The organism is Pedobacter suwonensis, from assembly GCF_900111825.1.
GTDB classification, from domain to species: Bacteria; Bacteroidota; Bacteroidia; order Sphingobacteriales; family Sphingobacteriaceae; genus Pedobacter; species Pedobacter suwonensis.
This window is the reverse complement of record NZ_FOJM01000023.1, coordinates 1-12,855: the sequence shown is the minus strand read 5'-3', so window position 1 is coordinate 12,855 and position 12,855 is coordinate 1. Positions and strand designations below refer to the sequence as shown.

Below are 12,855 nucleotides of genomic sequence, written 5' to 3'. Positions count from 1 at the left end.
GACGCTGTCAATCCCAAGAGCCGGAGAAATCAAAAAAACAGTTGCTGTTCAGGCAAAATGGCACTAACAAACCTGAAACGCAGTGGTTTTGTGTTCATAAGAAATGATTCGAAGCTCTGAAAAAATTGAACACAAAACTAAGTGCCGCTGTTTTTTTGATGCGGGTTGGATTGTGCAAAAGGCTCATTGCTGGATTGACAAAGCGCTTTGGGTACTTTGGCGCGACAAAGTACCATGCCCGCGGCATAGAGCGGAAATGAACATTAATCTACAATTTATTTGCGCAAGAAAAGCTAATGGCAGAAAAGACGCTCACCTCGAAGTAGCTATTAGGCTTTAAAAACAATAGAAAACGACTAATAAAGTAAGTTCAGCATGACGATCGCTTCAGTAAAATGGACTAAAAAATAAGACTAGCTAACATTAATGCCTTTCACGATTAGGGCATCGTTCAGGACGGGTAAAACACATGAAAGACTTTTATAACCGATTATGGTTGATAAAATTTTCATTGCGTATTTATGAATGCTGCATAGATTTATCTAAGTTTGTTTCCAATGTCATTGCCACTAACAAACCATACTTTAGAAAAATTAGAAGCCCTGCTTTTAGCAATGGGTTATAAGGTACGTTATGAGAAAGGTAACTTTAAAACCGGTTCCTGCCTGCTTGAGCATAATAAAGTTATTGTAGTTAATAAATTCTCCAATCTGGAAGGTAAAATTGCTGCACTGGTTGCCCTGGCTAAACAAACCAATGCCGGTGAAAACCTGTTAGATGAAAAACAACGACAGTTTTATCAATCTTTACAACAAACCGAATTATTTTAATGAAGGTACAACGCAAGTATTACTTATTTAGAAAGGAAAGTTTAAGCAGATGAAAGTTACTTTTTTAGGTACCGGTACATCACAAGGCGTTCCTGTAATTGCTTGTACTTGTGAGGTTTGTAGATCTACAGATAAAAGAGACAACCGTTTAAGGACTTCTATTTTAATCGAAACAGCCGATAAAACCATCGTGGTAGATAGTGGTCCTGATTTTCGTTACCAGCTTTTGCGCGAAAAGGTAAAAGACCTCGATGCGGTTTTATTTACCCACGAACATAAAGACCATATTGCCGGTCTGGATGATATCCGCCCCTTTAACTATCTATTGCACAAAGTTATTGATGTGTATGCTACCGAAAGGGTGCAAACGTCATTAAAAAGAGAATTTTATTACATTTTTGCCGAAACGAAATACCATGGTTTGCCGCAGATTAACCTGCATGCGGTAATCAATGGCGAGGATTTTAAAATCGGAGAAAGCACCATTACACCTTTCGAGGTGATGCATCATTTATTGCCTATTACAGGCTACCGGATAGGAGATTTTACCTACATTACCGATGCCAAAACCATATCAGAACAAAGTTTTGAAAAAATAAAGGGATCAAAAATATTGGTATTGAATGCTTTGCAGAAAGAACCTCACATTTCTCATTTTACTTTGGGCGAAGCCATTGCCTTTGCCGAAAGGGTAGGTGCCGAAACTACTTATTTAACGCATATCAGCCATAATTTAGGCCTACATGCGCAGGTAGAAAAAGATTTGCCATCGAACATCAGGCTGGCCTATGATGGACTGTCTTTTGACTGTTAAGATATTATATCGCGGTTAATTCGGTTATTATTAAAAAACGAAACTGCCACAATAGCTACTCATTGATATTTCCATTCTGTCATCTGAAATAAATGCCATCCAGGTATGAAAAGTTTTTCCTTTATAAAATGACGGAATTTCCAGGCTATCCCTTTCTTTAAATCGCCTGGCACCACTGGTTTCGAAGAAAGCCGTTTTATTGTCCACATCATAGGCCATCAGCATGACCTGATCATATTTCCTGGCATGATTGCCGTTAGAATTATCCTTCCAGCTGAAATGTACGCCCACATCGTCGTGTTCCAGTTGAACATCCTCCGCACCGGTGAGCTTTCCAAAGCTTAAACGCACAGCGGCATAGTCAATTTCGCCGGCGGCATTTTGTGCATTTAACATGTTATAAGATTTTGCGACGTTATGAGCGGTCATCATTCTTTTTTTCGACTCCAGGTTAAAACCAATCCTGATAAAAGCAACAATAGGACTTAAAAAAGTCTGCATGATGGTGAAACGCGACCTGCAGGCCTTTTGATCAGCACTGCCGGTTTTGTTTTTGATAGATTTTCGGCGTTTGCTCCTGATCACCCATTTACCATTCAGGTAATAACCCGTTACGGCACCCACCGAGCCGGTGAAGCCACCGTTAATTCCGTTTTCAATTTTTCCCATGATGACATTGTTTATGTTATACAAGATAACAAATTGCTGATCATTAAACAAATGACTTGTATTTGTTTCTGATTTACGTCGGCTTTTATTCGGGTCCAATTGTCATAAGCCCGACGAAACCCCGACTTAAGTGCGATGAAAGTCCGCTATAAAAATTAATGCTAATTTTAGCTCAAAAATATTTTATTAATTTTTGTCAGCGCAAATGGTTAATTTATATATTTGCAACACTTCAAACCCAGGTGGCGGAATTGGTAGACGCACCAGCTTGAGGGGCTGGCGCCTGTATGGGTGTGGGAGTTCGAATCTCCTCTTGGGTACTTAACCGGAGTTCAGTTTTTTTTAACTTGGCTCCGGTTTTTTATTTTCTATTGATTGCGCTTTCGGAAAATGATTATTAAGGATAATTAATTTGTTTAGTTTTGGGGGATATAAGTCAGCCATAGCAGTTTTCTAACAACTAACATTTGAGTTAGGAAAGGTAATAATTTATTCCACTTATAGAATTGCAATTAGCCCACTTGCCGATGCGGATTTTCTTTTGCAACTTCACTGGAAATTAAATTGCGCTCATGAAAACCATACTCTTCATCCTGATCGGTGTAATCGGAGCTTTAGGCACATTCTTATCTACTATATCCGAACATACATTACGAACCAATCAAGCGGGGTCTTCTAGAGGTTCGTGGTATAAAACAGTTCTGTTCCTCAGAAAAACTGTAGTTAAGGTAATTGTAATTTTTATTACCACTGCATTTGTTCTGTATATAACTATTATCAGAGATGGTATTGTAGAGTCAGAAGCTACTGCTGAACTTGATAGAAGAGATTCCATCACTCGAAAAAAATATCAGGAAGATAGGGAAAAAAGCGATAAAACTATTGCACAAATTCTTGCTGGCAATTACCTAAAGCTTGATACCGCACAGAGGAAGATTGTATCCCTTATCAAAGATAGCGTAAATAAAAAGGTGACTTATAGATCAGGAATTAAGCCGCAGCTACTTCTATTAGCATCGCAAGATACTGCAAAAAGCACTTTTGATTTAAATGTAAGCGTATCGTCTCAAGCTGCCAATGCTAAAAATGTAAAGTTGCTAATATGGATTTCTAGTTTGGAAGGAAAAAGGTTCACTCCTGTCTATTTGAGAGATGAATCACTTTATGAAATAAGTGTATTACCTTTAAATTCCACTACAACTCATACATTCAAGTTTGAAAACACTTTTAATACCCAACAGTTTATAATTTTGTATGAAGGAAGCTATCAAGACCAAGATGATAACATATATCCTGTTAAACTTATGTATTCGTACAATATTAAGGAAAAAACATACGGAGAGGTTAAAATTAAATTTTTCGACCGAGTTTATACTTCAATGAAGCTTAATAAATCTGTTATAATAAACTTCTAAGTTATATTGCCGACTTTGGCTTCATCTTTACGTATTCTTGAGCCTTAATTTGAGCATAAGGAGACTATGTATGTAAGAGAAAGGCAGGTAGAGTTTCCAAACTCAACACTATAGCATAATCAGTAGAGTGGCTATGCTTAACTCTACGGACAGATAGGATTGACAGGAGTGATAATACAGTCTACTGGGGCGGGAACATTAATGATCTAGTCGCTGTATCTAAATTTCGGGGGAATAATGAAATCTCTGTTGAAGTGTGTGGTTCCCTTAATAAAAAACAATATGATGCATTAGATATTATGGAAAAGCTATAATGAAAAACTACAAGAAATGATTGATAAATTGAAACCTTAATGAAAATTCTTTATTACTACTACTATCTATTTTATACGAAGATTCTTCCAGATGATCAACCTCATTCAACAGTTGTTTTTTGTCTAAGTTTAATGGAGAGTTTCATCATTAATGGTTTACTAAATATAGTATCCATCCTTCTTTTTTGTTATAATATATCTAAATGGCCAATGATTGGTATTTTAATAGCTATTATTATTGCCAATTACCAAATTTATTATAAATCAAAAAGAATGGAGCTTATTATTGATGAAAAACCAAAATTATTTAATAGCAACGTAGCTTCGGTTGTATTCAGTCTTTTCTTTTTTCTTCTTTCATTGCTGATGATTGTAACTGCTCCGTTTTATTCTAAATATCTGCTAGAAAGATTCTGCAATTAAACGATACCGGCATTATGATTATAGAGGAGGTTGCAAATGGCAATATAATATCAGATAGCGGCTCACATTTATTTAAACACAAGGTGGTCTTTACGACATAAGAAATTCTTTTAAAGGGCAATTTTGGAACTTTATCTAAAGGAGATAGAAAGTTGTTTTTAAATTATCGACGATTTAACCAATGGAACAGGTTTGAAATGGTAACGAAATCAAGACAAAAAATGGAAGAATTGAATAAGATTGATGACTTTATTTATAAAACGCTTAACGATTTATTATTTGATGCTGTTCCTGAGTTTAAAACATTATTTAGCTTAGATAGCTCCAATTATAATTTTTCTGGTGGAATATATTTATTGATGAATGAGTTTGCTTCATTTCTGGCAAAAGAAATTGAAATTGAACCCGCAGGTGCAGTTGTAAGCAAATCCTTTGCTTTTATTAATCAACTTGGAGAAAGTAATAATTTGGAAGTTTTGAACATATTAAAAGTCGGAATTCTTGAAATTATCTACACAGAGAAAAATATTGATAGAGAAATGGTTGCTGGTTGTTTAAGCGAAAAGTTGCAAAAGTATTTCTGTGAATTTTCGCATTATTACAATTGACAAGAGGTAGCGAGGAAACAGATAAGAGCTAATTAAAAGCCTCCCCATCTGTACGTAGTCTTGAGCCTTAGTTTGAGCATAAGGAGACTACGTATATGGGAGAAAACCAAGTCACGTCTAGAAACTCAACACTGCCCATAATCCGTAGTCGTTGTGCTTAATTCTACGGATAGACAGGTTTTCAAGCAGTTTTTCCAGAATAAGCTTAACAGGCTTTTTTATTTGTCCTTTGGTCGTCCAGGTTGGAAATGCTGATACTCCATTTATAAATGGCATAAATTGTGTTTTTATTTTTGTTATTGATAATCAAAAGTACATTTGAGGAATGAGGTAGGGAAGTTGGCAAGCTTACTTTCTTTTAGAAATAAAATTTACAATGTCAAGAACTTATTTAAAACTACATTGTTGTAATTTTAAATTTACATATATTTGCCTTATGATAAATTTAAAAAGATATGGGGTGTTTTTGAAGCATAACCACCGACCAGGCGACATGTCAGAAGATCAAGCGAACTTGATTAAGAAGTTATTAAAGATTAGGAATGATATTTGGCTAGCTAAGAATGAAGATGAAATATGCAAACTCATTGATACTGCAATTGATTTGGCTCTTCCTGTACCTCCAAATTGCCTTAATCTAGACGTTTTGGGTTATGAAAGACTAGTTCAGGGCAAGATGTTGTCGATAAATACAATGCATACAGATAAGGAAATTGCGAGGGCTGGATATGAAATGGAATTTATAAAAACTAATACAGTTTTATCCTTAGTGAGCTTAATGCTAAGGTTTGCAAATGGTATTACAGAAATTCAAAATGTCGAGCATAAATTTAAGTTATCGGAAATTAAATTTAATTAATTTGTATGTTAAAATGTATGTTAAGAAAAAAGCCCCTGATTTTGCAAGAAGGGGCTTTATCCTGTACTCCTGTATATGTATGGTAGTGGAAATGTTTTTTGTTAAACTATTAATGTGTTAGTAGGTAACATGTTAGTGTGCCGCTCAGGAGGTAATTGAATTTTAGCAAATTTAAGTCCCCAATCCCCAAGGGCCTAAATTCAGTTTACCCACCCATCACTCAAAACTCCCTTTCCCAACCACATAACTGTAAATAACCACATACTCCATTCCGTTCTTTTCAAAATACCCGATAGGCACATCACCTTTTTCAAAGTAAGCCGATTGACTCGCGAATGGAATACCACAAAGAATAATATTAGGCTCTATTTGATGATAAACCACATCATTTCTACTATTTGCAATAGCCATCAATGCGGTTAAACTTTTGCTTGATCCTTTTTGGTTATACTTGGGGTGATGCGGATGTTGATTGGCCCAAACCCATTCACCACATACCATTGGTTTATAAAATTTGCCTAAAGGGATATCGAACCTGCGTGGCAAAAAACAAGAGGCTATTGTACCATTAGCCGTGACGGTTCCGGTTTCGATAAAGAAATGGGTAATCTGTATCCAATGCCGGGTGAGCTGATGCACATATTCCCGAATGGCATTTTGCCCGTCTTCTAAAAATTCTGCCCAACCGCTGTAGCGTGGCAAAGTCATGGTGATTTCTGAAACGGTGCCGTCAATGTGATGTAAGGTGGCCTTTACCGAGCAAATGGCAGGCAATACATTCATGTGGTTGGTTACAGCTGCAACCTGAATAGGGAGCTGTGTGTTTTGGTTTTTACTTTTGGTAGTTCGCATAACCGTAAAATAAAGTATCCTGGTCGCTGCGAACTACCAAATAACTCTTCACAGAGAGATTGAAAATGTGGGGCTACCACTCGACCAGGAATATTGTTAAAGAAATTTAATTGATGCTTAGCTCTGTGTTTAAGTGAATGATGATATTAATTAGTAATTCGCATCAGCAATTTAGAAATAAAATTTCAAATCGCAAATAATAATTGAAAAATTGCCCGAAGAATTTTGGCTAATCGTTTTTCAGTCTGAATGGGGTATGAATTACCCACATTGTAACAAATCTAAGTAGAAATGTAGCATAATTACCACGGCTAACCGTTAATGTTGCCATGATTTGGGTTAAAATCTGGTGATAAAACTGCCATATTAAACTAAAAACTGACAAAATTTTATATCTCATGGAATTATGAAACAATAGCTATAACTATGTGTTGCAAATGCATAGGGTATGAACGGGGGACATGCCTGTTTATCATGCAGAAACATGTAAAATGAAAGATAAATACGTTAATAACCAGGCTGACCTCGAATATTATTTTGAACAATATCCAAACCTGCTGTGCATTGTGGGTGGAGACGGATTGCTGAAGAAAATTAATCCTGCCGTTCAAAATTTATTGGGTTACTCGGATGAAGAGCTGTTTAATTCACCTATAGATGATTTTATCCATCCCGATGATCGGGAGGTTGCTTCTCATGTGAGAACTGCGCAGGTAAATAGCGAGCATTTTGCCGAGTATGATAACCGCCTGCTGACCAAGGATGGTAAAACGGTATGGCTTTCCTGGTCATCTGTTTTTATTGAGCGCGATCAGGTTTTTTTCTCCATTGCAAAAGATATTACCAGCAAAAAAAAGGAAGAAGAGCAAAGTCATATTGTCTCCATCCTAAACCGTTTGGGAGAAGAGCAAAAGGCCAGGTTTTCGCAGGAAATTGCCTTTATCAATCCCGAAATCCACCCTGAAGTGCCTGATTTCAGGTGGTTGGGACTCAATGAGACCTTAGCGGTTGCCGACCAGAAGTGGATGGAAAAGTTTGAAACGCTGGTCCGTAAACATGCAGGTACGGCTAACCTGAATTTAAGGTTTTTAAGCGCGGAAATGGCCATGAGCGAACGCCAGGTTTATCGCTATATCGACAGGATTGTTTCAATGACACCAAAAAAATTAATTACCATGGTACAAATGCACATGGTGTGGGAGATGATCTCGAAAGGAAAAGAACACAGCCCGGCTGCTTTAGGTAGAATGGCAGGTTTTTCCTCAACCAGCCGGTTTAAAAAAATGTTCTATAACATTTATGGAATTGATGTTACAGCACTGCTGTAAATTAAAATATCTGGGTATATGTATAAAAAAGTATTGGTTATTGATGATGATGAAGAACTTTTATGGCTTTTCGAAACAATCCTTAACCAGGAGCAAATTCAGACCGTTACTTATCATTCCGGTATTCCGTTAGCAGACATTATTGCTACAGCACCTGATCTGGTGTTATTGGATGTGAACATTATCGGATATAAAAAAAGTGGGGTTGACATCTGTACAGAAATTAAAGCCAATAAGCACCTCCTCCATACACCGGTTTTGTTGGTATCGGGAGAATCGGATTTAAATGCACTGGCGCAGCGCTGCGGTGCAGATGATTTTATTGCAAAACCTTTTAATATCGATTATCTGATGGATAAAGTAAAGAAACTGCTAACTTAGGGCAATTTTAAAATACTATGTCCGAACAAACCAATCCACCAAATGCCTGGGAAAGGATCAACCTTGGTTCTGAAAGGTTAAAGCTTTTTTTTATCAAACATCTCGACCGTATTTATACCGCTAAAATACACTTAACCCATAAATTACCCCTGCTGGCCGAAGAGGCCCGTTTTAAAGATCTTCGCAACGCTATTTTTGATACTGTTGGAAATGTGGAGAAGCAGCTTGCCCGCTTGCAGCTGATTTATACCCTGTTAGACAGTGATCCATCAAAAGGCAGTATTCATGGCCTCTCGGGGTTAATTGATGATGCCTTTGAAGCCATTAATGAACAAAAAGGAGAAGCAGAACTTCAGGACCTTTCCATTATATTCTACCTCCAGAACATCGAAAGTGTAGAAATGGCTTCTTTTCAGATTTTACAGATGGCTGCAGTCAGGCTCCATAATCCCCATATCAATAAACTACTGAAAGAAAACTATGAAGAAGCAAAGTCTGACCGGACCTTGCTGTTATTAATTTCTTCGAAATATATTGTTAGCTAGTTTGTTTTTTCGCTTTTTTTCTCAATAATCGTCTAAATCTGGTGCGTGTAGGGTAAGTTCTGTTCTTAGTCATATTGTTAAAGAGCAAAGCAATCAATAACAAGATGATACATCCTGATAATACAGGAGAAAGTACATACCAATAACCTAAACCGGCAATTTTACCTGGAGAGCTTACCGCTATCAAAGTAGTTGCACCACCGGGAGGATGCAGGGTTTTGGTGCATTGCATTACTATAATGGAAAGAGATACTGCCAACGGTGCAGCTAACCAGATAATATCAGGAATAAGCTGGTTAATCGTTACCCCTACCAGGGCTGAAAGCACATGCCCGCCAATTAAATTTCTGGGTTGCGCAAGCGGACTTTGGATTGCTCCATAAATTAATACACTTGAGGCTCCAAAAGAGCCTATCAGGAATATGTTCTCTTCCTTTAACAAATAATGCGACTGAAGAAATGCAATTAGCCAGATTCCAACAAAGGCACCAAGAAACGACCAGAAATGTTCTTTATAATCAATTAGGGTTTCTTTGTAGATAATATACTTTGATACCCTGAATGTTCTTCTCATCAATTTCTTCATTAGATTCTGTTTGATATATAAAATTAGTCGAATGATTTTATAATTATGATTTTAATTTATGTGGGTAAAATATTGTATCAATTTTTCAATAGCAAATGGACCTGGGAAATTTTAAATTCTCAAGTCCATTAGATATGTTCAGATCAATTAGAAAATATTGGCTGCAATTTCTTTTATTTTGAAATTCGAGTTTCACTAGTTAAACTTTCGCTCCCCTTCCTTAATGGGTAAATCATTAATGCTGGCATAGCGCTTTTTCATTAACCCGTTTTCATCAAATTCCCAATTTTCATTGCCATACGCTCTAAACCATTTTCCATCCTGATCCATGTACTCGTATTCGAATCTGACAGCAATGCGGTTATCGGTATGCGCCCAGTACTCTTTTTTGAGCTTATAGTTCAGCTCCTTTTTCCATTTATCAGCAAGAAATTTTATGATGTCAGCTCTGCCATTCACAAACTTATCCCTATTTCTCCATTCGCTGTCAATGGTATATGCCCTGGAAATTTTTTCAGGGTTTTGACTATTCCAGGCGTCTTCCGCAAGCTGCACCTTTTGCAAGGCAGTTTCCAATGTAAAAGGTGGGAGCGGATACTTTTTTTCTACTTGCGGAGGCTGTTGGGCATTTTCGGTAACTGCAATAGCAGAAGTGTTGCAGGGAGCATTTTGTAATCCTGCTTTAGCCTGATCGTTGGTAAGGGTGTTAGTTGAACCATTTTGTGCAGTTGCTACCGTTTCTGCCAATCTTCCAGCTGCTTGTGGAGTTTGTGTAAGAATTCTCATAACGCTGAGTTTTTTAAAATTTAAAAATGAAGTTTGGTCAACAAAATGGACAATAAAGTTAGCTGAATCATTTTTCGTCAATAACGTCCTTTTCCCCTGTTGAAAATCAGATCGGTTGCGTGATTTATGATTAATGTTGACATAAACTAATTATTTAACATCTCAAATGTATCACATAAAACAGATATAGACAAACTTGTCTGTATGTTTTTGAATATTATTTTTTTTATATCTTTAAAGTATTAATAATCAATGCAATATTTTTTAAGGTGTGATAATTGCTTCGAAGAATTTTTGTTTAGCGTTTTTAGGCAATGTTTATTGGCGATGAAAAGGAATTCTTTTCACCCTATGGACTACAGAAAGATTATTAAATTATTCTTTTTCTAATTTATTAGATTTTTGATAATCATTTTTGATCTTTCTATCAATTGGTTGGATTTAAATATTTTACTTTCCATTATTGAACTTTCAAAAAGCATGTAAATTTGGTCCGATTTACTTTCATCGTTTATAAGAGATGAAAAAAAATTTCGAAGATCTGTTTTGTGATCCTGAATTACTTTTAAGATTTTAATATTGTCGTTAGGAATCTCTGCCAGGACATTTAGAAAGCTGCAACCTCGAAAATGTTCCTTTGCGTTCATATAGATCAAAAAGTTGAACGATGAGATCACTTTTGATTTTACATCTTTTTCTGCTTTTATAAAATGATCAAGTTCAGCAAACCAATACTTATGCCTTGCTTCCAGGAATGCAACACACAAGTCTTCCTTAGATTTAAAATGCTGATAAAAACTTGCTTTGGCTACATTTGCTTCAGCAATAATCTGATTAATTCCAGTTGAATTATAACCTTGATTAGCAAAAAGGTTGAGCGCTATTTCTAAAATTCTTTCTTTTGGTGAAGGCATGCTGAGTATTTAACAAACAAAGATAAGAGATATCATTTGTAAATAGACAAACTGGTCTGTGTTTTACTTGTTTTCGGAATCAACTGTCATGCGCTAAAATTATTTCTTGCCAAATAGAAATGAGCATCAATGATTTACCAGACAAGTGTGAAAGATACCATAGGTCAAGATTGATTTGCATTTACAACACTACATTTGATATATAATAAGAACTGAAAACATTTTCTTAAAATATAATCGACCATAAACAAAAAACTAAAAACCATGAGTACACTAAAATTAAAAGACGGAACAGAGATTTTTTACAAAGATCAAGGTCAGGGACCAACTTTAATGTTTCACCACGGCTGGCCACTATCATCAGATGATTGGGATGCACAGGTGATCTTTTTTTTACAGAAAGGCTACCGTGTAGTTGCACACGATAGGAGAGGACACGGCCGTTCCAGCCAGGATATCTACGGGCATACGATTGAACAATATGCGGCTGATGCGGCTGAGCTGGTAGAATTTCTTGATTTGAAAGATGTGGTTCACATCGGCCATTCTACGGGTGGTGGCGAAGTGATTCGTTATGTTCATAAATACGCCAATGGCAGAGCAAAAAAAGCTGTATTGATTAGTGCTGTTCCACCGATTATGGTTCAAAGTGAAAGCAATCCGGATGGTGTACCCATGTCTGTTTTTGATAATATCAGAGACCAGACATTAAACAACAGACAACAGTTTTATATCGATTTGACCATTCCGTTTTACGGATATAACAGGGAAGGAGCAGTTGTGAAAGAGGGCGTGCAAAGAAACTGGTGGAGACAGGGAATGATGGGAGGAATTGTTGCGCACTATGATGGCATCAAGGCGTTTTCTGAAACTGATTTCAATGAAGATCTGAAAGCTGTTGATATTCCGGTCCTGGTGCTTCATGGTGAAGACGACCAGATTGTTCCTTACCAAAATGCTGGTTTAAAATCTGCCAAACTGTTGAAAAATGGGAAATTGATCACCTATCCTGGCTTTCCTCACGGCATGCCAACTACAGAAGCCGAAACAATTAATAAAGATATTTTAGCGTTTATTCAGTCTTAGCTACCCAAAGTTTAGCGGTATGATGAGTAGTTTTTTCTCCGGTCAGGTAGTTTAAATGTTCAAAATAAGCCTACCGACCGGTACATTTAGGCTGTATCATAGGTAAAAATTGTCATCCTGAGGGATAATTTATGATAAAAAAATCAATATGATTGACGTTTTTTCCTTCGCACAATTCTTGCCTCGGCTCACCGCCGCCGAAGGGCTCTTACTTTTTGGCATCAAAAAGTAACAAAAAATGCCGGCTGAAAATTTTTCTTTCAAAGCCAGTGTTATGGCTAGAACAGTGCAGTCCGAAAAATTTATTAGGCCGGTTTTAAGTAGAACGGTGATACGGTGCTATGGCCTAGCTATACGGAAATGCATGATGCCGCATTCTGCTCATTAATAGGTAATTACAAAATAACGTCAATGGTAGGGGTAATTTAATGGATAAAAATCGATG

Annotated in this window: 15 protein-coding genes and 1 tRNA gene; 10 read left to right on the top strand and 6 right to left on the bottom strand. The window is 36.7% G+C overall.

Annotated elements, in window-relative coordinates; translation table 11 throughout:
• Positions 1–557: 557 nt before the first annotated feature.
• Positions 558–830: a hypothetical protein gene (locus BM107_RS22960; protein WP_090987742.1), complete on the top strand. Its 273-nt coding sequence runs from the start codon at positions 558–560 to the stop codon at positions 828–830.
• Between the two features lie 49 nt (positions 831–879).
• Positions 880–1,644: an MBL fold metallo-hydrolase gene (locus tag BM107_RS22955; protein WP_090987740.1), complete on the top strand. Its 765-nt coding sequence runs from the start codon at positions 880–882 to the stop codon at positions 1,642–1,644.
• Between the two features lie 30 nt (positions 1,645–1,674).
• Here the strand turns inward: BM107_RS22955 and BM107_RS22950 are convergent, their stop codons facing one another.
• Positions 1,675–2,313 (bottom strand): DUF6266 family protein, encoded by a 639-nt coding sequence (locus tag BM107_RS22950; protein WP_090987738.1) that lies wholly within the window; start codon positions 2,311–2,313, stop codon positions 1,675–1,677.
• Positions 2,314–2,549: 236 nt separating this feature from the next.
• Here BM107_RS22950 and BM107_RS22945 point away from each other — a divergent pair.
• From BM107_RS22945 to BM107_RS22930, 3 genes are all read left to right on the top strand, one after another.
• Positions 2,550–2,633 (top strand) — tRNA-Leu (locus BM107_RS22945).
• 252 nt (positions 2,634–2,885) lie between these two features.
• Positions 2,886–3,728 (top strand): hypothetical protein, encoded by an 843-nt coding sequence (locus BM107_RS22940; protein WP_090987736.1) that lies wholly within the window; start codon positions 2,886–2,888, stop codon positions 3,726–3,728.
• A gap of 958 nt (positions 3,729–4,686) precedes the next feature.
• A complete protein-coding gene (locus BM107_RS22930; protein WP_090987732.1) occupies positions 4,687–5,073 on the top strand; it encodes a DUF7674 family protein in 387 nt (128 codons plus the stop codon).
• Between the two features lie 117 nt (positions 5,074–5,190).
• Here the strand turns inward: BM107_RS22930 and BM107_RS24830 are convergent, their stop codons facing one another.
• Positions 5,191–5,349, bottom strand: a complete 159-nt coding sequence (locus BM107_RS24830) for a hypothetical protein (RefSeq protein WP_159435305.1) — start codon at positions 5,347–5,349, stop codon at positions 5,191–5,193.
• Between the two features lie 160 nt (positions 5,350–5,509).
• Between BM107_RS24830 and BM107_RS22925 the strand changes: the two genes are divergently transcribed.
• Positions 5,510–5,932 (top strand): hypothetical protein, encoded by a 423-nt coding sequence (locus BM107_RS22925; protein ID WP_090987729.1) that lies wholly within the window; start codon positions 5,510–5,512, stop codon positions 5,930–5,932.
• A 216-nt stretch (positions 5,933–6,148) separates the two neighbouring features.
• Here BM107_RS22925 and BM107_RS22920 read toward each other — a convergent pair whose 3' ends face one another.
• Positions 6,149–6,784, bottom strand: coding sequence for a hypothetical protein (locus tag BM107_RS22920; RefSeq protein WP_090987727.1), 636 nt, complete (start codon positions 6,782–6,784; stop codon positions 6,149–6,151).
• A gap of 491 nt (positions 6,785–7,275) precedes the next feature.
• On the opposite strand from BM107_RS22920, the gene BM107_RS22915 reads away from it, so the two are divergent.
• From BM107_RS22915 to BM107_RS22905, 3 genes are read left to right on the top strand one after another with little or no spacing between them, the layout of a single operon-like run.
• Positions 7,276–8,112, top strand: coding sequence for a PAS domain S-box protein (locus BM107_RS22915; protein WP_159435304.1), 837 nt, complete (start codon positions 7,276–7,278; stop codon positions 8,110–8,112).
• Between the two features lie 18 nt (positions 8,113–8,130).
• Positions 8,131–8,493, top strand: a complete 363-nt coding sequence (locus BM107_RS22910; protein WP_090987724.1) for a response regulator — start codon at positions 8,131–8,133, stop codon at positions 8,491–8,493.
• Between the two features lie 17 nt (positions 8,494–8,510).
• Complete coding sequence (locus BM107_RS22905; RefSeq protein WP_090987722.1) at positions 8,511–9,038, top strand: DUF892 family protein; 528 nt, start codon at positions 8,511–8,513, stop codon at positions 9,036–9,038.
• Here the strand turns inward: BM107_RS22905 and BM107_RS22900 are convergent.
• The 3 genes from BM107_RS22900 to BM107_RS22890 form a co-directional block, all read right to left on the bottom strand.
• A complete protein-coding gene (locus BM107_RS22900; protein WP_090987720.1) occupies positions 9,031–9,624 on the bottom strand; it encodes an HPP family protein in 594 nt (197 codons plus the stop codon). The two genes, BM107_RS22905 and BM107_RS22900, sit on opposite strands and share 8 nt — an antisense overlap.
• 195 nt (positions 9,625–9,819) lie before the next feature.
• Positions 9,820–10,410, bottom strand: coding sequence for a nuclear transport factor 2 family protein (locus BM107_RS22895; protein WP_090987818.1), 591 nt, complete (start codon positions 10,408–10,410; stop codon positions 9,820–9,822).
• A 386-nt stretch (positions 10,411–10,796) separates the two neighbouring features.
• Positions 10,797–11,324 (bottom strand): TetR/AcrR family transcriptional regulator, encoded by a 528-nt coding sequence (locus BM107_RS22890; RefSeq protein WP_090987718.1) that lies wholly within the window; start codon positions 11,322–11,324, stop codon positions 10,797–10,799.
• 264 nt (positions 11,325–11,588) lie between these two features.
• Here BM107_RS22890 and BM107_RS22885 point away from each other — a divergent pair, with 264 nt between their 5' ends.
• On the top strand, positions 11,589–12,410 hold the full coding sequence (locus BM107_RS22885) for an alpha/beta fold hydrolase (protein ID WP_090987716.1): 822 nt from the start codon (positions 11,589–11,591) through the stop codon (positions 12,408–12,410).
• Positions 12,411–12,855 lie beyond the last annotated feature (445 nt).

What these genes read in the sequence shown, in the direction of transcription:
- BM107_RS22955 (WP_090987740.1), top strand. Translation starts at nt 880, where the DNA reads ATGAAAGTTACTTTTTTAGGTACCGGTACATCACAAGGCGTTCCTGTA.
- BM107_RS22905 (WP_090987722.1), top strand. Translation starts at nt 8,511, where the DNA reads ATGTCCGAACAAACCAATCCACCAAATGCCTGGGAAAGGATCAACCTT.
- BM107_RS22890 (WP_090987718.1), bottom strand. Translation starts at nt 11,324, where the DNA reads ATGCCTTCACCAAAAGAAAGAATTTTAGAAATAGCGCTCAACCTTTTT.
- BM107_RS22925 (WP_090987729.1), top strand. Translation starts at nt 5,510, where the DNA reads ATGATAAATTTAAAAAGATATGGGGTGTTTTTGAAGCATAACCACCGA.
- BM107_RS22950 (WP_090987738.1), bottom strand. Translation starts at nt 2,313, where the DNA reads ATGGGAAAAATTGAAAACGGAATTAACGGTGGCTTCACCGGCTCGGTG.
- BM107_RS22960 (WP_090987742.1), top strand. Translation starts at nt 558, where the DNA reads ATGTCATTGCCACTAACAAACCATACTTTAGAAAAATTAGAAGCCCTG.
- BM107_RS22940 (WP_090987736.1), top strand. Translation starts at nt 2,886, where the DNA reads ATGAAAACCATACTCTTCATCCTGATCGGTGTAATCGGAGCTTTAGGC.
- BM107_RS22930 (WP_090987732.1), top strand. Translation starts at nt 4,687, where the DNA reads ATGGAAGAATTGAATAAGATTGATGACTTTATTTATAAAACGCTTAAC.
- BM107_RS22900 (WP_090987720.1), bottom strand. Translation starts at nt 9,624, where the DNA reads ATGAAGAAATTGATGAGAAGAACATTCAGGGTATCAAAGTATATTATC.
- BM107_RS22920 (WP_090987727.1), bottom strand. Translation starts at nt 6,784, where the DNA reads ATGCGAACTACCAAAAGTAAAAACCAAAACACACAGCTCCCTATTCAG.
- BM107_RS22895 (WP_090987818.1), bottom strand. Translation starts at nt 10,410, where the DNA reads ATGAGAATTCTTACACAAACTCCACAAGCAGCTGGAAGATTGGCAGAA.
- BM107_RS24830 (WP_159435305.1), bottom strand. Translation starts at nt 5,349, where the DNA reads ATGCCATTTATAAATGGAGTATCAGCATTTCCAACCTGGACGACCAAA.
- BM107_RS22885 (WP_090987716.1), top strand. Translation starts at nt 11,589, where the DNA reads ATGAGTACACTAAAATTAAAAGACGGAACAGAGATTTTTTACAAAGAT.
- BM107_RS22915 (WP_159435304.1), top strand. Translation starts at nt 7,276, where the DNA reads ATGAAAGATAAATACGTTAATAACCAGGCTGACCTCGAATATTATTTT.
- BM107_RS22910 (WP_090987724.1), top strand. Translation starts at nt 8,131, where the DNA reads ATGTATAAAAAAGTATTGGTTATTGATGATGATGAAGAACTTTTATGG.